General features: G+C 59.8%; 17 protein-coding genes. All 17 read left to right on the plus strand.

Going from position 1 to position 23,241, the window contains the following annotated elements; genetic code table 11:
- Positions 1-38 precede the first annotated feature (38 nt).
- The 17 genes from HU806_RS05395 (at position 39) to HU806_RS05475 (ending at position 23,184) form a co-directional block, all read left to right on the plus strand.
- Positions 39-1,109: a flagellar basal body P-ring protein FlgI gene (locus HU806_RS05395; RefSeq protein ID WP_186610551.1), complete on the plus strand. Its 1,071-nt coding sequence runs from the start codon at positions 39-41 to the stop codon at positions 1,107-1,109.
- Between the two features lie 14 nt (positions 1,110-1,123).
- On the plus strand, positions 1,124-2,425 hold the full coding sequence (gene flgJ, locus HU806_RS05400) for a flagellar assembly peptidoglycan hydrolase FlgJ (RefSeq protein ID WP_186610552.1): 1,302 nt from the start codon (positions 1,124-1,126) through the stop codon (positions 2,423-2,425).
- Between the two features lie 10 nt (positions 2,426-2,435).
- Entirely contained in the window at positions 2,436-4,502 is a 2,067-nt protein-coding gene (flgK, locus tag HU806_RS05405; protein WP_186610406.1) for a flagellar hook-associated protein FlgK, read from the plus strand.
- A gap of 13 nt (positions 4,503-4,515) precedes the next feature.
- Positions 4,516-6,081 carry a flagellar hook-associated protein 3 gene (locus HU806_RS05410; RefSeq protein ID WP_186610407.1) on the plus strand — a complete coding sequence of 522 codons (1,566 nt, stop codon included), beginning with the start codon at positions 4,516-4,518 and terminating at the stop codon, positions 6,079-6,081.
- A gap of 94 nt (positions 6,082-6,175) precedes the next feature.
- Positions 6,176-9,748 carry a glycosyltransferase gene (locus HU806_RS05415; protein ID WP_186610408.1) on the plus strand — a complete coding sequence of 1,191 codons (3,573 nt, stop codon included), beginning with the start codon at positions 6,176-6,178 and terminating at the stop codon, positions 9,746-9,748.
- A gap of 263 nt (positions 9,749-10,011) precedes the next feature.
- Positions 10,012-10,785, plus strand: coding sequence for a glucose-1-phosphate cytidylyltransferase (rfbF, locus tag HU806_RS05420; protein WP_186610409.1), 774 nt, complete (start codon positions 10,012-10,014; stop codon positions 10,783-10,785).
- Positions 10,767-11,849: a CDP-glucose 4,6-dehydratase gene (gene rfbG / locus HU806_RS05425; protein WP_186610410.1), complete on the plus strand. Its 1,083-nt coding sequence runs from the start codon at positions 10,767-10,769 to the stop codon at positions 11,847-11,849. Before rfbF ends, rfbG begins: the two co-directional genes overlap by 19 nt.
- Positions 11,846-12,406 (plus strand): dTDP-4-dehydrorhamnose 3,5-epimerase family protein, encoded by a 561-nt coding sequence (locus HU806_RS05430; protein WP_186610411.1) that lies wholly within the window; start codon positions 11,846-11,848, stop codon positions 12,404-12,406. Before rfbG ends, HU806_RS05430 begins: the two co-directional genes overlap by 4 nt.
- On the plus strand, positions 12,403-13,629 hold the full coding sequence (locus tag HU806_RS05435) for a class I SAM-dependent methyltransferase (protein WP_186610412.1): 1,227 nt from the start codon (positions 12,403-12,405) through the stop codon (positions 13,627-13,629). The genes HU806_RS05430 and HU806_RS05435 overlap by 4 nt, the downstream gene beginning before the upstream one ends.
- Positions 13,626-14,483, plus strand: coding sequence for an NAD-dependent epimerase/dehydratase family protein (locus HU806_RS05440; protein WP_186610413.1), 858 nt, complete (start codon positions 13,626-13,628; stop codon positions 14,481-14,483). The genes HU806_RS05435 and HU806_RS05440 overlap by 4 nt, the downstream gene beginning before the upstream one ends.
- Entirely contained in the window at positions 14,473-15,543 is a 1,071-nt protein-coding gene (locus tag HU806_RS05445; protein WP_186610414.1) for a class I SAM-dependent methyltransferase, read from the plus strand. Before HU806_RS05440 ends, HU806_RS05445 begins: the two co-directional genes overlap by 11 nt.
- Before the next feature lie 15 nt (positions 15,544-15,558).
- Positions 15,559-16,296: a cephalosporin hydroxylase family protein gene (locus tag HU806_RS05450; RefSeq protein WP_186610415.1), complete on the plus strand. Its 738-nt coding sequence runs from the start codon at positions 15,559-15,561 to the stop codon at positions 16,294-16,296.
- A 51-nt stretch (positions 16,297-16,347) separates the two neighbouring features.
- Positions 16,348-19,281 (plus strand): TIGR00180 family glycosyltransferase, encoded by a 2,934-nt coding sequence (locus HU806_RS05455; protein WP_186610416.1) that lies wholly within the window; start codon positions 16,348-16,350, stop codon positions 19,279-19,281.
- Positions 19,282-19,510: 229 nt separating this feature from the next.
- Entirely contained in the window at positions 19,511-20,437 is a 927-nt protein-coding gene (locus tag HU806_RS05460) for a ketoacyl-ACP synthase III (RefSeq protein ID WP_186610417.1), read from the plus strand.
- A gap of 83 nt (positions 20,438-20,520) precedes the next feature.
- Complete coding sequence (locus HU806_RS05465; RefSeq protein ID WP_186610418.1) at positions 20,521-21,813, plus strand: motility associated factor glycosyltransferase family protein; 1,293 nt, start codon at positions 20,521-20,523, stop codon at positions 21,811-21,813.
- Positions 21,810-22,079, plus strand: coding sequence for a hypothetical protein (locus tag HU806_RS05470; RefSeq protein ID WP_186610419.1), 270 nt, complete (start codon positions 21,810-21,812; stop codon positions 22,077-22,079). The genes HU806_RS05465 and HU806_RS05470 overlap by 4 nt, the downstream gene beginning before the upstream one ends.
- Before the next feature lie 253 nt (positions 22,080-22,332).
- Positions 22,333-23,184, plus strand: coding sequence for a flagellin domain-containing protein (locus tag HU806_RS05475; RefSeq protein ID WP_079305252.1), 852 nt, complete (start codon positions 22,333-22,335; stop codon positions 23,182-23,184).
- Positions 23,185-23,241: the final 57 nt, after the last annotated feature.

Below are 23,241 nucleotides of genomic sequence, written 5' to 3' on the forward strand. Positions count from 1 at the left end.
GGTTGAACCTCAAGCAGCTGTTGATCGGCGCCCTGGTAATGACGGCAGCCTTCAGCGCTCAAGCCGAGCGCCTGAAGGACATCGCCAGCATTTCCGGTGTGCGTTCGAACCAGTTGATCGGCTACGGCCTGGTCGTGGGCCTCAACGGCACCGGTGACCAGACCACCCAGACCCCGTTTACCCTGCAGACCTTCAACAACATGTTGTCGCAGTTCGGCATCAAGGTGCCGGCCGGTTCCGGCAACGTGCAGTTGAAAAACGTCGCGGCGGTGTCGGTCAGCGCCGATCTGCCGGCGTTCGCCAAGCCCGGCCAGCAGGTGGATATCACCGTTGCGTCGATCGGTAACTCCAAGAGCCTGCGCGGGGGCACCTTGTTGCTGACGCCGCTCAAGGGTATCGACGGCAACGTCTACGCCATCGCCCAGGGCAACCTGGTGGTAGGCGGTTTCGATGCCGAAGGGCGCGACGGTTCGAAGATCACTGTCAACGTTCCGTCGGCCGGTCGCATCCCCGGTGGTGCGTCGGTGGAACGTGCGGTGCCGAGCGGTTTCAACCAGGGCAACAGCCTGACCTTGAACCTCAACCGTTCCGACTTCACCACGGCCAAGCGCATCGTCGACAAGATCAACGACATGCTCGGCCCAGGCGTGGCCCAGGCCATCGACGGCGGCTCGATCCGCGTCACCGCGCCACTGGATCCGAGCCAGCGCGTCGACTACCTGTCGATCCTGGAAAACCTCGAAGTCGATCCGGGCCAGGCGGTGGCGAAAGTCATCATCAACTCGCGCACCGGCACCATCGTGATCGGCCAGAACGTCAAGGTTTCGCCGGCCGCCGTGACTCATGGCAGCTTGACGGTAACGATCACCGAAGACCCGATCGTCAGCCAGCCAGGCCCGTTGTCCAACGGCCAGACCGCCGTGGTACCGCGTTCGCGGGTCAATGCCGAGCAGGAAATGAAGCCGATGTTCAAGTTCGGCCCGGGCACGACCCTGGATGAAATCGTCCGGGCGGTGAACCAGGTCGGCGCGGCGCCGGGCGACCTGATGGCGATTCTCGAAGCCTTGAAGCAGGCCGGCGCGTTGCAAGCCGACCTGATCGTGATTTAAGGAAACGCGCCATGGTGGATATGCGCAAAGGCGCCTTGACCAGCGGGGATTCAGCCTCCTATTCGGACCTGAACCGTCTTAACCAGCTCAAGGTCGGCGACAAGAACAGCGAAGGCAACCTGCGCAAAGTGGCGCAGGAATTCGAGTCGCTGTTCCTCGGCGAAATGCTCAAGTCCATGCGCTCGGCCACCGAGGCCTTGGGCAAGGACAACCCAATGAACACGCCGGAAGCCAAGCAGTACCAGGAAATGTACGACCAGCAGTTGGCCGTTTCCATGTCCCGCGAAGGCGGCGGCATCGGCCTGGCCGATGTGCTGCTGCGCCAGATGTCCAAGAACAAGCCGCTGGCCTCCGGCGAGGCGGCCACGTTGTCGGCCGCCAAGCAGCAAGAGGCGCTGGAAAAAGTCGCCAAGGCACCGGTGCCTACGCCAGTGGCCGCCGGAACGCTGCCCGATGGACCTTTGTCGCGCAGCAACGGCCAGCGTCCGCTCTGGGCTTCGCGGGCCGTGAGCGCGCCGCAAGGGGCCGAGGGCATTCATCGCAACGACATGGAGCTGATCAACCAGCGTCGCCTGGCCCTGCCACCGAAGCTCGCTGATCGCTTGCTCGCCGGCCTGGTGCCGCCAGCCGCGGTCAACGCTGAAGCCGTCGGCCATAACGTCTTGCCGGATCGCGCCGTTACCGCCGTCAAGCCCGCCACCGGTGAACTGGCCAATGGCGACTGGCTGGCCGCGCTCAAGGCTGCCGAGCCCAAAGGCGACCTGCAGGTTTACGGTCGCGCCGTGGCCCAGCCACCGCTGGCACCCGCGCGCAAGGCCTTCCGCGATGCCGATGAATTCGTCGACGCCATGCTGCCGATGGCCAAGGAAGCTGCCGACCGTATCGGTGTCGACCCGCGCTACCTGGTGGCCCAGGCTGCCCTGGAAACCGGTTGGGGCAAATCGGTCATGCGCCAACCCGATGGCAGCAGCAGCCACAACCTGTTCGGCATCAAGGCCAGCAAGAACTGGACGGGCGATTCGGCGCGCGCCATCACCAGCGAATTCCGCAATGGCGAGATGGTCAAGGAGACGGCCGAGTTCCGTTCCTACTCCTCTTATCGCGACAGCTTCCATGACTTGGTCAACCTGCTGCAAAGCAACAGTCGCTATCAAGATGTCCTGAAGTCCGCCGATAACCCGGAACAGTTTGTACGCGAGTTGCAGAAGGCCGGTTACGCCACCGACCCGAACTACGCCAGCAAGATTTCGAACATAGCCCGGCAGATGACGAGTTACCAAAACTACGCTTCGGCTGGCGCCACCACGACTTTATAAGGTCTGAACCATGAGTTTGCTCAATATCGGGATGTCGGGTCTGTCCGCAAGCCAGACCGCACTGGTGACCACGGGTAACAACATCGCTAACGTCGATACCGCCGGGTATTCGCGTCAGCAGACCGTGCAGACCACCAAGGCGTCGAACCAGTACGGCAACGTGTTCATTGGCTCCGGCACCACCTTGGCGGACGTTCGCCGGGTGTATAACTCGTACCTTGAAGCACAACTGAAGACCACCACCTCGCTCAACAGCGACGCGGCGGCTTACCAAGGGCAGATTACCCCGCTCGATTCCCTGTTGTCGGACAGCGGCACTGGCCTCAACGGCGCGTTGACCAAGTTTTTCGCCTCGGTGCAGAACGTCAACGCCAAGCCGGGTGACGATGCATCCCGCCAGTTGCTGCTCAGCGATGCCCAGGCCCTGAGCAACCGTTTCAATTCGGTCGCCAGCCAGTTGACGGAGCAGAGCCAGAACATCAACGGCAACCTGTCGAACATGGTCGACCAGATCAACAGCCTGGCCACCACTGTCGCCCAGTTGAACAAGAAAATCGCCGAAGTCTCCAACTCCGGCGGCGCGCCGAACGACCTGCTCGATGCCCGCAGCGAGACCATTCGCCAACTGTCGACCTTCACCGGCACCCAAGTCGTCGAGAACGGCAGCAGCCTGGACATTTACCTGGGTTCCGGTCAGCCATTGGTGATGGGCAACATCACCAATAAACTGGAAGCGGTGCCGGACAAGAACGATCCGGGGCGCATGGGTATCCAGCTCAACAGCGGCTCCAGCGTCATGGACCTCACCCAGGTGATGACCGGTGGCGAGATTGGTGGCCTGATGCGCTACCGCAGCACCGTGCTCGACCCGGCCATGAATGAGCTGGGCCGCGTGGCACTGGTTGTCGCCGATCAGATGAACAGCATCCAGGCCTCGGGCATCGACAAGAACGGTGCGTTTGGTTCCAACCTGTTCAGCAGCATCAACAGCGCCGCGCAGATGAGCCAGCGCAGTGTCGCCTCGCTGGGCAACAGCGCCGGGTCCGGCAACTTCAACGTGTCCATCGAAGACACCGGCAAGCTGACCACCAACGACTACAAGATCACCTTCACCAGCGGCACCAACTACACCGTACAGCGCTTGCCCGATAACACACCGATGGGCGCGTTCAGCACCACGACCACGCCGCCGCCGGTGGTCGATGGTTTCGCGCTGACCTTCGCCAACGGCACCGCCGCCGCGGGTGATTCATTCAGGATCACCCCGACCCGCAACGCGGCGGGCAGCATCAAGACCGAGATGACCGATTCCAAGCGGCTGGCGATTGCCGCCCCGCTGGGCGCCGCCATCACGCCGGGCGGCAGCGGTACGCTGACCATCCCGGCCAGCGGCCAGCCGACCATGACGACGAAGCTGGACATCTACGACGAAGCGACCACCAGCATCATCCAGAACGGCATCAAGAATTCCATGCCGGTCAAAGTGGTGTTCGGCGCGACCTCGGCCGATGGCACCAGCCAGGCTTACCAACTGCTCGACGCCACTGGCGGTACGATCAGCAGCGGTACGATCAAGCCTGGCCAGAGCAACACCCTGAGCCTGAGTGTTCCGCTCAAGGATGCCACGGGTGCCCCGATCATGGATTCGTCCGTACCGCCGGTGCAGCGCACCGTCACGTTCGACATGTCCATCGCCGGCGCGCCTTCCCAAGGTGCCGGCATCGACATCAGCCTCAGCCAGCCCGGCAGCCTGGACAACCGTAATGGTACTGTCCTGGCCGGCTTGCAGACCGCCAAGACCGTGGATACCAACACCGCCAGCAAAGGTATTTCCCTGAACGATGCCTACGGCAAGCTGGTGGAAGGCGTCGGCGCCAAGGCCGCCCAGGGCAAGCTCGACAGCGCTGCCACCGGCGCGATCCTGGACAACGCCAAGAACGCCCGCGACTCGCTTTCGGGGGTGGACCTGGATGAAGAAACCGGCAATCTGGTCAAGTTCCAGCAGTACTACACCGCGTCTTCGCAGATCATCAAGGCTGCGCAGGAAATTTTCAGCACGTTGATCAACAGTCTTTAAGGAGCCGTAGCCCATGCGCATTTCTACCTCTCAGTTTTACGAAAGCACGGCTGCGAACTACCAGAAGAACTTCGCCAATGTGGTCAAGACCAGCGAAGAAGCCAGTAGCCTGGTGCGTATAAACACCGCCGCCGATGATCCGGTGGGGGCTTCGCGTCTATTGCAACTGGGTACTCAGGCCTCGATGCTGACCCAGTACGAAACCAATGCCAACACGATCAAGGCCACCCTGGGCACCACCGAGGCGGTGATGACCAGCATCGGCAACGTGCTGCAGCGCGCCAAGGAATTGGCTGTCGGTGCCGGCAACGCCGGTTATACCGATGCCGACCGCCAGGCCAACGCCTCTGAGTTGGCGCAGATCGAAGAACAGTTGCTGAGCCTGATGAACAGCAAGGATGAAAATGGCAAGTACATTTTCTCCGGTTCCAAAGGCGACACCATTCCGTTTTCGCGCAATACCGATGGGTCCTACAGCTACAACGGCGACCAGGTGACCCTCGACCTGCCGGTTGGCGACACCATGTCGATGGCCACCAACAGCACCGGCTGGGAAGTGTTCCAGCAAGCCGTCAACACCAGCCGCAGCCAGGTCACCCGGACCGCTCCTGCGGTCGACGATGGGCGCGTGGTGTTGTCCAACGGCCAGGTGTCGTCCAGTGTCAGCTACAACAGCAAGTTTCGTGGTGGCGAGCCGTACACCGTGGATTTCACCAGTGGCACGCAACTGAGGATCACCGACTCGCTCGGCAACGACGTGACCGCCGAAGCCAGCCGGGGCGGTGCGTTCGACCCTAACGGCAAGAGCGGGCAGGCCGTGCAGTTCCGAGGCGTGGAACTGACCCTGAACATCAATCTGCAAACGGGTGATGCTCCCGGTGCTGTATTGCCAGGCCATACCTTCACCCTGGCCGCCAAGCCGGACAGCTTTGTTCCGACACGTAGCCCCGGTAACCCGACCGCAGTGCAGATCACTGGCAGCGAAATCACCGACCCGGTGGCTTATCACGCCAGTTTCCCTACGGGCTCGGCCGTGTTGAAGTTTACCAGCGCCACCGATTTCGACCTTTACGCTGCACCGTTGACGGCTGACAGCCAGCCTGTTTCCAGCGGTACCTTGGCTGGCAACGTAGCCACAGCATCGGGCGTGAGCTTTACCCTGAACGGTACGCCTGGCGCAGACGATCAATTCAGTATCGCGGTCAACACCCACGAAACCCAGAACGTCCTGGACACCGTGAGCCAACTGAAGGCGGCGTTGAGCACGCCTACCAACAACGATCCGATCGCGTTGCAGAAACTGCAGGCTTCGCTGGCTTCCGGTATCGGCAACCTGGCCAGCGGCACCGATCAATTGTCCAGTGCCTTGAGTTCGGTGGGTGGGCGCGGACAGGCCCTCGATACCCAAAGTGACACCAATCAGAGCCTGATCCTGGCCAACAGCCAGACCCAGTCGTCGATCCGCGATTCCGATGCGGCCGAAGTAATGACCCGCCTGACGTTGCAACAGACCATGCTGCAAGCCTCGCAACTGGCGTTCAGCAAAATCGCCCAGTTGGGCCTGTTCAATAAGATCTGAGCCGGTATCGACCGAGCCGCCAACCGTCTTTTTTTAAGCGGTTCCGGGGCCCCGACCTGAAAAGATCGGGGCCCGCCGCTCGAGAGTTTTAACCGTGAAGCCACTTCCCCTCGTCAGCATCGTCATTCCCGCGTACAACCCCAGGTTTTTTGACCAGGCACTGCTCAGTGCGCTGGCCCAGACTTACGAAAATATTGAAATCATTGTTTGCGACGATTCGCCTGACGATGAAATCCGCCACATCGTCGAGTCTTTTACACAGCCGGCCCATCCGGTCCACTACCTGAAAAATCCGCAACGACTCGGGCTCCAGGGCAACCTGTTGCGTTGTGTCGAAGAGGCGCGTGGCGAATTCATCAAGGTGTTGTGCGATGACGATCGGCTGTTTGCGCCGAGCATTGCAATTCAGGCCCAGGCGCTGATGAATCATGCTGACGTCAGCGTGGTGTTTGCACTACGGCTATTGTGTGACGCAGGTAACTTCATCTTGCCGCCGCGCGTTGACAATTGCCGCTTCTCGCCAAATGACGCCTTGCTCAAGGGCGACGACATGCTGGCGATTTTCGAGGGTACGCCGACCAACTTCATTGGCAATTTCAGCTCGACCCTAATGCGTACGGCCGATGTGCTGGAGTTGTTGCCTGCGCTGATTCAGGACGGTGGCGGTTTTCTCGCTTTGCTCGACTTTGCTTTATTCGTGTGCCTGATGCGACGCGGCAACATGATTGCCTTGAACACCGTGTTGAGTATTGAGCGACTCTACCCGGAGCGTTTGAGCAAGACCCCGGAGATGCTGAAGGCCGCCAAGGCGGAGTGGGGGTGGCTTTCGCAGATGCTTGTGGCGCGCAGCGGCGAAGCGGCCCCGGCCTCGGGGTGGGTGCGCTGCATTGATCTGGACAAGATCACCGATCAGCCCCATGCGTGGCAGGAGCTCTGCGTAACCCGCGTGCTGGGCAACCGCAATACTGTCGTCAATGGTCGGGTGGGGGCGCAAAGTGAGAGCTACGCCGACTTCTATCGCGAGTGGCTGGCCGTCCGCCAGTTCAGCGAGGTGGAGCGGCGTGTGATGCCGGCGCGCATTGATAGCTGGCCGTTTCGGCCGAACATCGTGCCCGTGATCATCGACAGCCTCGGCGATGCGGCATCGCTCGCGACGACCTTGCATAGCATCAAGGGTCAGTTGTATCCAGCCCAGGCCGTGGTGGTGCTTTCCGATGCGCGTTGCGAGGCCGACCAACGAGTGCTTCAGTTGCCTTATCAAGCTGACTGGCCGCGTCAACTCAATGTCATCGTCCCACAGCTCGAAGGCGCGCATTGGTTCTACCTGCTGCAAGCGGGCGACGCCTTGCGCGATTCGGCGTTGTTGATCCTGGCCGAGCGCATTGCCGGAAAGCATGGTGTTCTCTGTATCTATAGTGACGAAGGCGCGCTGGTGGGCGGAGAGTCGTTCGAGCCGGTATTCAAACCGGACTTCAACCTGGACCTGATGCGCGCCTATCCCTATGTCGGTCGGACCCTGGCTTTCGAACGTGAGCGATTCATGGCCGTGGGCGGTTTTGAGCCTGCCCAGGGTGAACTGGCGCCCCATGACATGCTCTGGCGGCTGGTGGAGGAGGCGGGCCCGCAGACCATCGAACACATCGCGGAAATCCAGGTAGAGTCGGCCCAGAGCTTCGCCCAATGGTTGTCGCTGCCCGAGATCATCGAAGGTAATGCCCGGTTGGTTGACGCACACCTGGATCGTATCGGCATCGCACACGAGGTCTCGCCGGATACGTTGCCGTTGATCAATCGCATCAACTATCGACACGGTGGACACCCGCTGGTGTCGATTATCGTGCGTACCGGTGACTCGCTTGCAGCCTTGCAACGTTGCGCCGAAAGCTTGATCGAACGCACCGCTTACACCCAATACGAAATTCTGATCGTCGACAGCGGCGTCCGGGACCCGGCCATGCTCGGCTGGTTGGAAAACATGTCGCAGCTGGGCGCCAGCATGTTGCGGGTGCTGCGTCATGGCGGTGAGGACAATGACGCTTCGGTGCGTAACTTCGCTGCTGGCCAGGCTCGGGGCCAATACCTGCTGCTGCTCAGTCCACACATGGTTATTTGCGAAAACGACTGGCTGGACGAGATGATCAATCACGCCCAGCGCCCTGAGGTCGCGGTGGTGGGGGCCAGGATACTCAGCCCCCAGGGCGCGATTGTTGGTGGCGGACAGGTCCTCGGTTTGGCCGGACCGGTGGGCACGCCGTTCTACGGTGAGTCAGCGGCTTCCCGGGGCTACATGCAACGTTTGCATACGACCCAGAACTGGAGTTCGGTCAGCAGCGATTGCCTGATGATCCGCAAGCAGGTTTTCGACGAACTCGGTGGCCTGGATGACGCTTCTTTCACCCTTGGTCTCAGTGACGTCGACCTGTGCTTGCGCGCTGGGAAAAATGGTTACCTGGTGGTCTGGACGCCTTATGCGACTGTCATGCAGGCCAGCCCGCAGTCGACCGCCGCCGAGACTGAAGAGACGATGTTGCTGGAGCGCGAGCGCGAAGTCTTTTCTCGCACATGGCTGCCACAGATTGCCCGGGATCCGGCGTACAGCCCGTCGCTGAGCCTGGGAGCGTCCAGCTTCAGTCTTGAGCCGTCGCTGCGCAACAACTGGAATCCGTTCTGCACCCGCGCGCTGCCATTGGTGCTTGGCTTGCCGGTCAATGCCACTGCGGTCGGCCATTATCGTGTCACGGCCCCGTTAGCCGAATTGGAGGCTGCCGGACGGGTGATTGCCCGGGTCGCCTACGAATCGCCTTCGACTGTAGAGATCGAGCGCTTGTCGCCGGACACGATCGTCCTGCAAGGGCGCTACAGCGAAGGTGCCGCCGGCGATATCCTGAGAATGAAGAAGTACTCCAATGCCCTGCGGATCTTCGAGCTTGACGATTACGTCGTCAGTGCCCCCAAGAAGAACACCCATGCCCGCAACAAGCCTGCCAATATCGAGCAAATGCTGCGCGAAGGGATCGGACTGTGTGATCGCGTCGTGGTAACGACGCCGTCGCTCGCTGATGCGTTGTCCAGCATGCACAATGAAATCCGTATCGTACCTAACATGCTGCCGCCAGAGCCTTGGAGTCGATTGACCAGTCGACGCGGCACCTCCTCCAAACCCCGGGTGGGTTGGGGAGGCGGGACCAGCCACAGCGGTGACCTGGAGATCATCGCCGACGTGGTCAAACAGCTCGCCAATGAGGTGGAGTGGGTGTTCTTCGGCATGTGCCCAGATGCACTGCGTCCATACATCCACGAATTCCACAGCTCGGTCGCCCTCAGCACCTATCCGTTCAAGCTCGCCAGCCTGAACCTTGACCTGGCCCTGGCACCGCTGGAATTCCACATCTTCAACGACTGCAAGAGCAACCTGCGCTTACTGGAATACGGCGCCTGCGGCTACCCGGTAATCTGCACCGACACCAAGGCCTACGATGGTTTCCTGCCCTGTACCAAAGTGCGCAGCAACAGCACCGAGGAGTGGATCTCCGCCATCCGCATGCACCTGGCCGACCCGGATGCCAGCTACCGAATGGGTGACGAGCTGCGTGAAGCGGTGCTGCGCGACTACATGCTCAATGGCAAAAACCTGCAGCATTGGTTGTGGGGGTGGTTACCCGACTGATTGTTGCCTGGTGCTGCGCTGTTCCGTGGCGATGGGGCAACTTCCTCGCCAAAATCACGGCGCCTGGCCATCTACCTGATGTTTTTCTCTTCGAATAATCCTCCACCACAGCTGGCGCGTTTCCTGCAAGCCCCCCTCATATCGCCATAAAACGAGCGCTCGCGGCTCATCGCAGCGCTCGGATCGGCATCGAAGGTGTAATTCCCGCGCCCGCAAAGCGAAACAACGCTTGCCGAGCCCGGTGATGAACAAGAGGGGAGACGATGAAGGCAGTTATCTTGGCAGGTGGTCTCGGTACGCGAATCAGCGAAGAGTCGCACCTCAAGCCCAAGCCGATGATCGAGATCGGCGGCAAGCCAATTCTTTGGCACATCATGAAGCAGTATTCCGCCCATGGAATTCATGACTTCGTGATCTGCCTGGGCTACAAGGGCTACGCCATCAAGGATTTCTTCGCCAACTATTTCCTGCATACCTCCGACGTCACGTTCGACATGTGCAACAACCGCATGGACGTTCACCAGAACTACAGCGAACCGTGGCGCGTGACCTTGATCGATACCGGCGAGGACACCATGACCGGCGGGCGCCTGCGTCGGGCGGCGCGTTACCTGGAAAACGAAGACGCGTTCTGCTTCACCTATGGCGATGGCGTGTCTGACCTCAACATTGGCGCGTTGGTGGACTTTCATCTGTCCCACGGCAAGCTCGCCACCGTGACGGCGGTACAACCGCCGGGACGTTACGGTGCGTTGGAGCGCGACGGTGATTCGGTCCTGGGGTTTACCGAAAAACCTCGTGGCGATGGTGGTTGGATCAATGGCGGGTTCTTTGTGCTTTCGCCGAAGGTCTTGCCTTATATCGCAGATGACCAAACCTCCTGGGAAGCCGAGCCTCTGGCGACGCTTGCGGCCGAGGAACAACTCAATGCCTTCCAGCACGACGGCTTCTGGCATCCGATGGACACGTTACGGGATAAGAACCACCTCGAGGCCCTGTGGCTAAGCGGGGAGGCTCCATGGAAGCAATGGGGATGAGCCCGGAATTCTGGCGTGGCAAGCGCGTACTGGTCACCGGCCATACCGGCTTCAAGGGCAGTTGGCTGACACTGTGGTTGCAGAGCCTGGGGGCCAAGGTCAGCGGTTTTTCCCTCGACCCGGTCACCCAGCCAAACCTGTTCGAGCTGGCCCGCGTGGGCGAAGGCATCGATGACCGGCGCGGTGACTTGCGCGACCTCGGCGCCTTGTTGGAGTTGCTGGCCGACGCGCAGCCGGAGATCGTTCTGCACCTTGCGGCCCAGCCGTTGGTGCGCGAGGGCTATCGTGACCCGTTGGGCACTTATTCCAGTAACGTCATGGGAACTCTCAACCTGCTGGAAGCGGTTCGCCAGGTGGGCGGCGTCAAGGCGTGTGTACTGGTTACCACCGATAAGGTCTACGCGAACCAGGAGTGGCTATGGCCCTACCGAGAAAACGAGGCTCTGGGCGGTCACGATCCCTATAGCAGCAGCAAGGCCTGCTGTGAGTTGCTGGCGCAATCTTACGCTGCCTCGTTCTTTTCGGCTGAGCGCTATGCCGAGCACGGCCTGGCCCTGGCCACGGCGCGGGCCGGCAACGTGCTGGGCGGCGGTGATTTCGCTCCCGAGCGCCTGATTCCCGACGTGCTTAAAGCCTGGTCGGCCGATGAGCCAGTGACGTTGCGTTATCCCCAGGCCGTGCGCCCATGGCAGCACGCCCTCGAACCGTTGGCCGGCTACCTTCAATTGGCTGAGTGCTTGTATCAGCGGGGACCAGAGTTCGCCGGGGCCTGGAATTTCGGTCCAGGTGAAACTGACATGTGCAGCGTTGGCGAAGTCGTCCAGTTGCTGGCCGAGCGCTGGCCGCAAGCGCCGGGCCTGCGCATCGAGCCGAGCGATTTGCATGAAGCCGGCCTGTTGCGCCTGGACAGCAGCCGCGCCCGGCAACTGCTGGGCTGGCAGCCGCGTTGGTCGTTGCAACAGTGCCTGGCCCAGACCCTGGATTGGCATTTGGCATGGCAGAACGGTGACGACATGCGTCAGGTCACCCTCGGCCAATTGAACCTGTACCGAGGCGCGTTGTGAACGAGTTCTCCTTGAAGGCATTGCCGCTGGACGGCCTGTTCAGCGTCCAGCACAAACGCTTCGCAGACCAGCGCGGGCATTTCGCCCGGCTGTTCTGCGAAGGCAGCCTGAGCGCATTCGGCCAGCCGTTCCATATCCGCCAGATCAATCATTCCTGTACCCATGAACGCGGTAGTGCGCGCGGTTTGCATTATCAGAACGCGGCGCAGCCGGAAGCCAAGCTGATTACTTGCCTGCGTGGCGAAGTTTGGGACGTGGCCGTGGATCTGCGCCCCGAGTCCGAGACTTTCCTGCATTGGCATGCCGAGCATCTGGTGGCAGGCGATGGTCGCAGCCTATTGATCCCGGCCGGGTTCGCCCACGGCTTCCAAACCCTGACCGACGATGCCGAACTGCTTTACTTGCACAGCGCCGACTATGCCCCGGAGCATGAGGGCGGTTTGTCGGTGAATGATCCGCGGCTGGCGATTGCCTGGCCGTTGCCTGTCAATAACCTGTCGAGCCGGGACAGCAACCATCCCTTGCTCGACGAGCGTTTCGCTGGAGTGCGTCTATGAATTGCCGAGGTTGCGGGACTGCCCTGGCCTTGCCATTGATTGACCTCGGCACGTCGCCGCCGTCCAATGCCTATGTGCGAGCCGACCAGTTGGGTCAAGCTGAACAGTGGGTTCCGCTCAAGGTCGCGGTGTGCCAGCAATGCTGGCTGGTTCAGACCGAAGATTACACTCGCGCAGACACGTTGTTCGACGCCGAGTACGCCTACTTCAGTTCTTTCTCCAGCACCTGGTTGGCCCACGCCGAGCGTTATGTGGCCGAAATGGCCGAGCGCTTCGATTTGAGCGATGACAGTCGCGTGGTGGAGATTGCCGCCAACGATGGCTATCTGTTGCAGTACGTGGCCAGGCGCGGTATCCCGTGCCTGGGCGTTGAGCCGACGCGCAGCACCGCCGAGGCGGCCCGCGCCAAGGGCCTGGAGATTCGCGAGTTGTTCTTCGGTCGCGAAGCAGCCATGCAGCTCAAAGGCGAGGGCTGGGCGGCGGATTTGATGGCAGCCAACAACGTGCTGGCCCACGTGCCGGACATCAATGATTTCCTGGTGGGTTTTGCCACGCTGCTCAAGCCGACTGGCGTTGCAACGTTTGAATTTCCACAACTGCTCACGTTGATGGCCGGGCAGCAGTTCGACACGCTGTACCACGAACATTTTTCCTATTTGTCGCTGACGTCCGTGCTGACCCTGTGCGAGCGCAATGGACTGGAAGTATTTGATGTCAGCCCACTGTCGACCCACGGCGGTTCGTTGCGAGTCTTCGTCCAGCGTGCGGACGGCATTCGGCGGCCGATCGAGCCCTCGGTGCAACGACAATTACAGGCCGAACTGGATGCTGGCATTAAAACCGCCGCTTATTACAGCACCCTGGCACCGGCGGCCGAAGCGATCAAGCATGGCCTGTTGCGCTTCTTGCTGCAGGCCAAGACCGATGGCAAGCGGGTAGTCGGCTATGGTGCAGCCGCCAAGGGCAATACGTTGCTCAACTACGCCGGGGTCAAGCCTGACCTGTTGGCGTGGGTGGCCGATGCCAACCCGCACAAGCAGGGCAAGTACTTGCCCGGTAGCCGAATTCCCATCGTGTCGCCTGAGCGCATCGCGGTCGAGAAGCCCGATTACATCCTCGTCCTGCCCTGGAACCTGCTGAGCGAAGTCAGCCAGCAATTGGACGAGGTCCGTCAGTGGGACGGCCGGTTTGTCATCGCTGTACCTGAGTTGACGGTCTTATGAAGGTTCTGGTGACGGGTGCCACCGGGTTTGTGGGGCGTCATTTGGTTGAAGCCTTGCTGGCCCGTGGCTGTCAAGTCCGCGCTGTTGCCCGTCGGGCCGCGCCGGCAAGGGAGCTGCCCTGGTTCGACCGGGTTGAATTTGTAGCCGCCGATATTCATGGCGAAGGGCTCGATGTCGCTGCAGTGGTCGAGGGAGTCGATGCGCTGGCGCACCTGGCATGGCCCGGCCTGCCGAATTATCAGGCGTTGTTTCATTATGAAAACAACCTGATGGCTGACTATCGTTTTATCAAATTGGCTGTCGCTGCTGGGGTTCCTCAGGTCCTGGTCACCGGCACTTGTTTTGAATATGGGTTGCAAAGCGGACCGCTCGACGAGCTGACGACGCCGCAACCGGCCAATCCTTATGGCTTGGCGAAAAACACCTTGCGGCTGTTCCTCGAGCAGTTGCAACGCGAGCATCCGTTCACCTTGCAGTGGGCGCGCTTGTTCTACCTGTACGGCGCCGGCCAGAGCCCCAGCAGCCTGTTGGCGGCGCTGGATCGGACGATTGATGCGAGGGAGACCGATTTCAATATGTCCAGCGGCGAGCAGTTGCGCGATTACCTGCCCGTTGAAAGGGCCGCTGCATATCTGGCGGGCCTGCTGCAGCGGCGCGAATTCAATGGCGTCGTCAACTGTTCCAGCGGTCAACCGGTGTCGGTGCGGGCGCTGGTTGAAGCACGCCTGCGCGAGCGAGGAGCCGACATTCGCTTGAACCTGGGCCATTACCCTTACCCGACCCACGAACCGATGGCGTTCTGGGGCGTGGCTGACCGTTTGCACACCTTGCTGGGAGCCGCACATGACGCGTGAGCTGTATCGGGCCACTGGCCTTCCGGTTTTGCAAAACCGTACCTTCGTCGATGAACAGTCGGCTAAAGCCTCGGCGAGTGCCGACATGGTGTTGGTCCAGGACGAAGTGAGCGGGTTGATCTTCAATCAGGCGTTCGATGCCGACAAGCTCAGCTATGACAGTGACTACCAGAACGAACAGGCCCACTCTGGCCAGTTCCAGAAGCATCTTGCTGACGTGGAAAGCATCATTGCCCGACATTTCAACGGCCAGGAACTGATTGAGGTCGGTTGCGGCAAAGGCTATTTCCTGGAACTGCTCAAGGAGCGCGGTTACGCGATCACCGGCATCGATCCGGCCTATGAGGGCGACAGCGTCGATGTCATCAAGGCCCCGTTTACCCGTGACCTGGGGCTGTCAGCCGATGCAGTCGTGCTGCGTCACGTGCTGGAGCATATCCAGGATCCGGTGGGCTTCCTGGCTCAAATCGCAGCCGCAAACCAAGGTGGGCAGATCTATATCGAAGTACCGTGCCTGGACTGGATTCTGGAGCATCGTGCATGGTTCGATCTGTTCTACGAACACGTCAATTATTTCCGCCTCGACGACCTGCGACGAATGTTCGGCACGGTGCACGAAGCGGGGCATTTGTTCGGTGGCCAATATTTGTACGTCGTCGCCGACCTGGCCACCCTGCGCATGACACCTGGGCAACCGGTGCCAAAGCTGGCGCTGCCCAACGGATTCACCGCAAGCCTCGGTCGCGCCGTGCAGATCATTCAGGCCGCGCCGCAACAAGGCTCGGCGATCTGGGGCGCCTCTTCGAAAGGGGTAATTTATTCGCTGTTCCTGCAACGGGCCGGCGTGACGGTGGATTGTGTTGTGGATATCAACCCGGCCAAGCAGGGGCGATATCTGCCGTTGTCGGGCGCCCGGGTGTCTTCGCCGCAAGAAGCCATGAATGCGCTGCCCGAAGGCGCCAACCTGTTTGTGATGAATTCCAATTACCTCGAAGAAATCAAGCGGATGACCGGTGGGCGCTACGTCTACCACGCCGTTGACAGCGCTTCGTTCCAATAACCGCGAGATTCGAACATGACCGACAATACTATTCATCAAGCTTTCGAAGCCCAATGCCAGACCGAAATCGCCGGTCAAGGCCAAGATCAAAAACTGGTTGGCCTGGCCAAGGATTTTTTCAACGAATCGGCCAAGCACAAGTACAGCTACCATTTTTCATGGATGGGCCGCCCCATCATTCAGTTGCCGCAGGACATGATGGCAATGCAGGAGCTGATCTGGCAGATCAAGCCTGACCTGATCATCGAATGCGGTATTGCCCACGGCGGTTCGATCATTTATTACGCTTCGTTGCTGGAGTTGCAAGGCCATGGCGAAGTACTGGGTATCGACCTGGATATTCGCCCGCACAATCGTGAAGCCATCGAGAGCCATCCGATGAGCAAGCGCATCTCGATGATTGAAGGTTCGAGCATCGATCCGGCCATCGCCCAGCAGGTGCATGCGGCGGCCGAAGGCAAAAAAGTCATTCTGGTTCTCGATTCCAATCACACCCATGACCATGTACTCGAAGAGCTGCGTCTGTACGCACCGTTGGTTTCGGTGGGCAGCTATTGCGTGGTGATGGACACGGTGGTGGAAGACATGCCGGCGGACTTCTTCCCAGATCGCCCCTGGGGCCCGGGCGACAATCCGAAAACCGCCGTGTGGAAATACCTCGAGGAAAACGACAGCTTCGAAATCGACCAGCAACTGCAGAACAAGCTGCTGATCACCGTTGCACCGGATGGCTATCTGCGCCGGGTTCGTTAATTCATTCGTTTCAAGTCATTGGTGTCTGGCAGGTTGTGGGGATCAGGAAATATGCAGGTTCGAAATAGGCTTCAAGACAACGTGGCACCGCTGAGCGAGCGGTTCACCGTGGTGGTCATCTCCCACAACCGCAGCGCCTTCCTGCGCCGCACGCTGCACTACTACAACAGCTACCCTTGTTCAGTGCTGGTGCTTGATTCGTCGGTGGAAAAGGACGAACAGATTGTCCGGGATTTCCCATCGGTCGATTACCGCCATTTGCCTCAGTTCACCTACAAGGGGCTCCAGGAAAAACTCACCTATGGCGTCGGCCAGGTCAAGACGCCTTACATGGTGTTCGCTGCCGACGATGATTTCCTGTTGCACGATGCCTTGACCGAGTCGGTGGGGTTTCTCGAAGCCAATCCTGACTATGGCCTTTGTCACGGCTACGGCATCATGTATCTGTCTTGCGCGACAGAAGTCTGTTATTTCCGTCGCGACCGCAAGGTGCACGAAGACTACAACAGCGAGTTGGCCGAGGACCGGGTGATCCGCTTCATGGATCAGTTCCTGCCGCCGTTCTACGCCGTGACCCGAACCGACCTGCTGCAGCAGTGGTACGGCATGCTGCCGCCAGCCACCAGTTTCGAATGGCAGGAAATCGGCCATACGTTTTACCTGCTGGCGTGTGCCAAGGCGCGGATCCTGCCGATTCCGTTCGCTGTGCGCGAACTCAACTATGGCGGTTCCGAACACAACACCAACGTGCTGACGGTGCTGAGTTACAAGGACGCCAAAAGCGTTGCCGAACGAGAGCAGTTCGCCGAGTTCCTGGCATCAGTCCCAACCCAGCTCAGCGAGCAGGCACCGGGGCGCATCAAACAAATTGCTTTGGACAGTTTTGCGGCCATGGCTGACTGTCTGCAGCAGGGGCGCTCGCTCAAGGGGACGCAGATCATCCGTTCGACCTGGCTGGAGGCGGGGGGCGAGCCGATTCGTTCGTTTGGCCCGCAGCAATTTGTCGAAATGCCTTTCTACAACCAACCGGTCTTCGATCTGCTGACCCACTTTGAATTCCTGCTGCATGCAATGCCGGCCGGTCGCCTTCAGCTGCAGCAGTTGGAAGGCATCCTGCTGCGCCAACACGAACTGATGCAGGTGCAACCCAACGACAACGAACGCACGATACGCAGCCGCTTGTGGGAAGCCCAAGGCCTTTATGCGTTCAACCGTACCGTGGTCAAGCGCCTCGCAGCATCCTTGAAAACCAGCGACGAGCCCGAGGAAGCCTTGAAATTGCAAGCCTGGGCCGAGCGCCTGGATTCAGTGCCTGGGCAGCAGGATCGCCAGTTGCTGGAGAACATGCCTTCCGGTCGCCTGTTGAGCTGGCTCGAAGCGCGCAACCCGGACGAAAAACAGCTCCAGTCGATTGCGGCCCATCTGGCCAAGCATCAAGGCGGCCCGCGGTTCGGCATCCTGCTGCTGGACCTGGACGCCGACATGGCCAAGCTGCAAGCGACCTTCGACAGCCTGGTCAATGGCCACTGCAGGACCTTCAACGTCGTAGTCTTCACCACCGGCGACTTGCCGGCGACCACTACCGTGCGCGACACCGTGCATTTCGTCAAAGTCAGCGCGACCAACTATGTAGAGCGCATTAACCAGATCATCGGGCAGTCTAGCGCTGACTGGATGGTGCTGGCCGAGGCGGGCGACCGGTTCACCCAGAGCGGCCTGCTGCGCGCGAGCCTCGAGTTGGTCGGTGCCGACAACGTGCGTGCCGTGGCCATGGATGAAATCCAGCGCAAGGCTGATGGCAGCCTGACTGAGGTGTTCCGCCCGGGCGTGAGCCTCGATTTCCTGCAATCGGTGCCTTCGCTGATGGCGCGGCATTGGCTGATTCGTCGTGACGTGTTGGCCCAGGCTCGGGGATTCACGCCTGAATACACCCAGGCCCTTGAACTCGACGTGCTGTTGCGCCTGATCGAAGACGAAGGGCTTGCGGGTTTGGCGCACCTGGCCGAACCGTTGCTGATCTGTAACGCTGCGGCGCGGGAGGACAACCCCCAGGAGCGTCAAGTCCTGACGCGTCACCTGGCTGCCCGAGGCTATCGTGCCCAGGTCACTTCGGCGCAGCCGTTGACCTACCAAGTCGACTACCAGCATGCGGAGCGACCATTGGTGTCGATCATTCTCCAAAGCCGGGACAATTTCGAACAGGTACAACAGGCGCTGGTCAGCGTGCTGCAACGCACCCGCTACCATCGTCATGAGATATTGATTGCAGATAACCACAGTCAATCCGAGGAGCTGGCCCAATGGCTCGACAGCCTGGAAGGCAAGGGCGACCGGATTCGCATCCTGCGCAGCGACCAACGCTTGAGCACATCGGCGCTGTATAACTGGGCCAGTGGCCAGGCCAAGGGCGAATACCTGGTGGTGCTGTCGGCCGAGGCACAAGTGATCAATGCCAACTGGCTCGACAGCCTGCTCAATCAAGCCCAACGGCCTGAAGTGGGGATCGTTGGCAGCAAGCAGATGGACATTCGCGGTATCACTACCGAGGCTGGCCTGGTGCTCAAGCCCGACGGACAAGTGGCCTCGGTGTTTGTTGGCGAGCGCAAGGACGCCAAGGGTTATCTCAACGGCCATCAGGTTGAACAGAATTACTCAGCGGTCTCCGGCGTCTGCCTGATGATTCGCAAGGACCTGTTCGACGCTGTGGGCGGCATGGATGAGGAGCATTTCGCCGAAGCCTTTGCCGACGTCGATCTTTGCTTGAAAGCCGCCGACGCGGGCTACCTCACGGTCTGGACGCCTCAGGCCCAGATGCTGCACACCGGCAGCTCCCCCGATGCGCCGGAGGCGGCCGATGCCTTGCGCGACAAGTGGCTGGCGCGCTTCGAACATGACGTGGCCCGCAATCCCAACCTTGCCTTGACGGGCAACGGCTTCGCGCTGGGTGCCGCCAAGGCGGTGGATTGGGCGCGGTTGCTCGCATAGGCTCAATTACCTGTAACCGCCCAATAAGCCCTTTCCAAAAAAAGGGCTTATTGGCAATTTAGCGTGACCTGCGAGTCATAACGCGCATCTTCACTGTATTGTATTGACCGGGAAGATGGCGCCTGGCCCTTATCAGGACCAGTGATAGCCCTTTACGCTTCCCGTTTGTCGGCGCCCCTCGATTCCTTGCGAGCGGTGGTATTGGGCTGTTTTTGATTGGGAAGCCGTAATGATTGGCATAAAAAGCATTGCGAGCTACGTTCCTGTAGCCGGCGTGGACAATTACGCACAAGGTGCAAAATTTGAAAAGGATGAAGAGTTCATCCTTGGCAAGATCGGTTCCGCCTTCTTGCCACGCAAGGATGACGGGCAGGAAACCTCGGATCTGTGCGTCGAAGCAGCTAATGCGCTATTTGCCAATAATCCCGATCTGAAGCGCGAATCCGTTGACGTGCTGATCGTTGTCACTCAGAACGGCGATGAAGAAGGTTTGCCTCATACAGCGGCTATCGTCCAGGACAAGCTCGGCCTGCCCACCACAGTGGCAGCGTTTGATATTTCCCTGGGCTGCTCAGGTTATGTCTACGGCATCTATGCCATCAAAGGTTTCATGGAAGCCGCTGGCCTGAAGAATGGCCTGTTGGTGACCGCCGACCCCTACTCGAAAATCGTCGATCCGGAAGACCGCAACACCACGATGCTGTTCGGCGATGCCGCCACGGCGACGTGGATGGGCGAGGATGCGCCATGGCAACTGGGCAAGGCAAAGTTCGGCACCGACGGTTCCGGCGCGCCGCACCTGAAAGTCAGCGACGGTGTGTTCTTCATGAACGGTCGCCAGGTATTCAACTTCGCCCTCCTCAAGGTACCGGCACATCTTCACGAGTTGCTCGCCGATTCCGACCTGCAACCCAGTGATATCGATGCCTTCTGCATCCACCAGGGCAGTGCTGCGATTGTCGATGCCGTGGCGCGTCGTTTCGAAGGCGAGCCGGAGAAGTTCATCAAGGATATGGTCGAAACCGGCAATACCGTGTCGTCGAGCATCCCGTTGTTGCTGGAAAAGCACGTGCTTGATTCCAACTGGAAGCGCGTGGCGCTGAGTGGTTTTGGTGTTGGGTTGTCTTGGGGATCGGCGATTATCTATCGTCCCTGAGTCGTTTAAACCCAGGCACAAAAATAGCGTCCAAGGTGTAACCTTGAACGCTATTTTTTTGCCTGATGCAAAAGCGAGACGCCATGAGCGAGTTCTTCGAGCGCAATCTTCAGACAATCCAGCAGCGCTGGCCGGCCATGGCCGAGCGCTTGTTGCTTGAGGATGTCGGTGGGGTGCAGGCTGATCTGGTGGAAGGCCTGGGGTCAACCCTGAGCATCAACGGCATTCAACTGAGCAGCCGACATGACCGTCTTGCCGAGGCCGACCTGCAAGCCGCCAGTTTTCCATTGGGCGCCCCCGTTGTGCATGTCTATGGCACCGGGCTGGGCGATCTGCAGAACCGCTTGCTGGAACGGGCGGGGCTCGAAAGGTTATATGTGCATATCCTCAACGGTTCGGTGTTCGCCTTGGTGTTGCAGGTGCTGGATCAATGGTCATGGCTCGACGACCCGAGAGTGGTATTGCTTTATGCCGGTGATCTGGCGGAAATCCAATTGCCATTTTTTGCACTGCCCGCCGAGCTGGTGCTGGCCGACGATTACAACGCCAAGATTCGTGATCGATTGATCAGCGAAGTCCATCTGGCTTTTACCAACCGAGAGTTTGACCCCCGCTCCCCTGAGATTATTGAACGCCTGCAATCCACCTTCAGCCTGGTGCGCGAAGATCGCGATGTCGCCGAGCTGTTCGGCGCGTTCAAGGGGCGTGAGGCGTTCGTCGTGGCTACCGGCCCCAGCCTGGAGCAACATTTCGAAAGGCTGCGCCACCTGAGCGAGCAAGCCGAGCGACCCTTGTTGATTTGTGTCGATACGGCCTATCGGCCGTTGATCAATCACGGCATTCGTCCCGACATCGTGGTCAGCATCGACCAGCGTATCTCGGCGCGTCATCTTCCCCCGGAAAACACCGACGGCATCGCGCTGGTCTATCTTCCGATGGCTGACCCCTCGGTGATCGGGGCGTGGCAAGGGCCGCGCTACGTCGGTTATTCCTCCAGCCCAGTCTATCGCCAGATGCGTGAGCAACTGCACCGGGCCGAACTCCACGTAGGCGGGAGCGTGATTCATCCGGCGGTCGATCTGGCGGTGCAAATGGGCGCTGCGCACATCACACTTTTTGGTGCTGATTTTGCCTTCCCCAATGACAAGACCCATGCAGGATGGGGCGACGGCGACTTGGGGCCGCAGTTAGGGGCGTCCAGGCACTGGGTGCTTGATGGGCATGGCAGGCGGGTCAAGACCCAGCTCAACTTCCGCAGCTACCTATGTGAGCTGGAGCGTTTTATCGCCAGGCATCCCCAGGTGCGGTTCTATAACAGCAGTCGAGACGGGGCATTGATTGTGGGCACCGATTTCCACCCGGAATATGCGCAATGACCAAGCTTGAAGTAGTGATCGATGATGCCCGCGAATGCGCGCGCTTGTTTCGCCTGGGACGAGATGTCGAGGCGGGGCTGGCAATGGTCGCGCTGATCGAATCGACGCAGCCTTTGGTCGAGCTGATGCCAGGCGATGTCCCCGCGTCGTGGAACAAGCTGCTTGCCTTGATGCTGGATGACCAGCAGGCGCAGAACTGGGTCTCGTTGGCCGATTACCTCGAGTATGAATGGGCCCAATTGTTAACCGCTGGTCGGCGCAAATAACTTCCTCGACGCCATTCAACGCTGTCCTGCGCCTCCAGCGCCGTCGCTGGCGTTTCCCTGGCGCCATTTTTTAACCCTCCAGGCGCGGCCAAGTCCTTGATTTACGAGGGGTGGCATCCTGATGGCAAAATTTTTGAAAATTCTGCTAAAGCAAGTTCCGATTACGACGATAACTATTACGAAGGTTCTCTAGGCCACACCCGGCGGTTGCCAGGGCCGGAAGCCGCAGTACCCAACCAACGAGGAATTCGTCATGGCTTTAACAGTAAACACTAACGTCACATCGTTGAATGTTCAGAAGAACCTGAACAAGGCTTCCGATGCTCTCTCCACTTCGATGACCCGCCTGTCTTCCGGCCTGAAAATCAACAGCGCCAAAGATGACGCCGCCGGCCTGCAGATCTCCACTCGTATGACCTCGCAAATCCGCGGTCAGACTGTTGCGATCAAAAACGCCAACGACGGTATCTCCATCGCTCAGACCGCTGAAGGCGCTCTGCAGGAATCCACCAACATTCTGCAGCGTATGCGTGAACTGGCAGTTCAGGCACGAAACGACAACAACGGTACTGCTGACCGTGATGCTCTGAACAAAGAATTTGCTCAGATGTCCGACGAACTGACCCGTATCGCCGATTCGACCAACCTGAACGGCAAGAACCTGATCGACGGTTCCGCTGGCACCATGACCTTCCAGGTCGGCTCCAACACCGGTGCTACCAACCAGATCACTCTGACCCTGAGCGATAGCTTCGACGCTGCAACCCTGAGCGTTGACTCTGGCGCCATCGCGATCAGTGCTGCAGACAGTGCTGAAGCTGAAACCAACACTTCCGCTGCAATCGACGCGATCGATGCTGCTCTGGCGACCATCAACGCCAGCCGTGCGGATCTTGGTGCTGCCCAGAACCGTCTGACCAGCACCATCTCCAACCTGCAGAACATCAACGAAAACGCCGCTGCTGCACTGGGTCGCGTACAAGACACCGACTTCGCTGCTGAAACTGCCCAGCTGACCAAGCAGCAGACTCTGCAACAGGCTTCCACTTCGGTTCTGGCCCAGGCCAACCAACTGCCATCCGCTGTACTGAAGCTGCTTCAGTAATAGCCGGATGAGTTTTAGCGGGGGAGTGCGCATGCGTACTCTCTCGCTTTTTTCGTT

This window comes from Pseudomonas sp. SWRI154, assembly GCF_014268645.1.
Lineage (GTDB): Bacteria > Pseudomonadota > Gammaproteobacteria > Pseudomonadales > Pseudomonadaceae > Aquipseudomonas > Aquipseudomonas marvdashtae.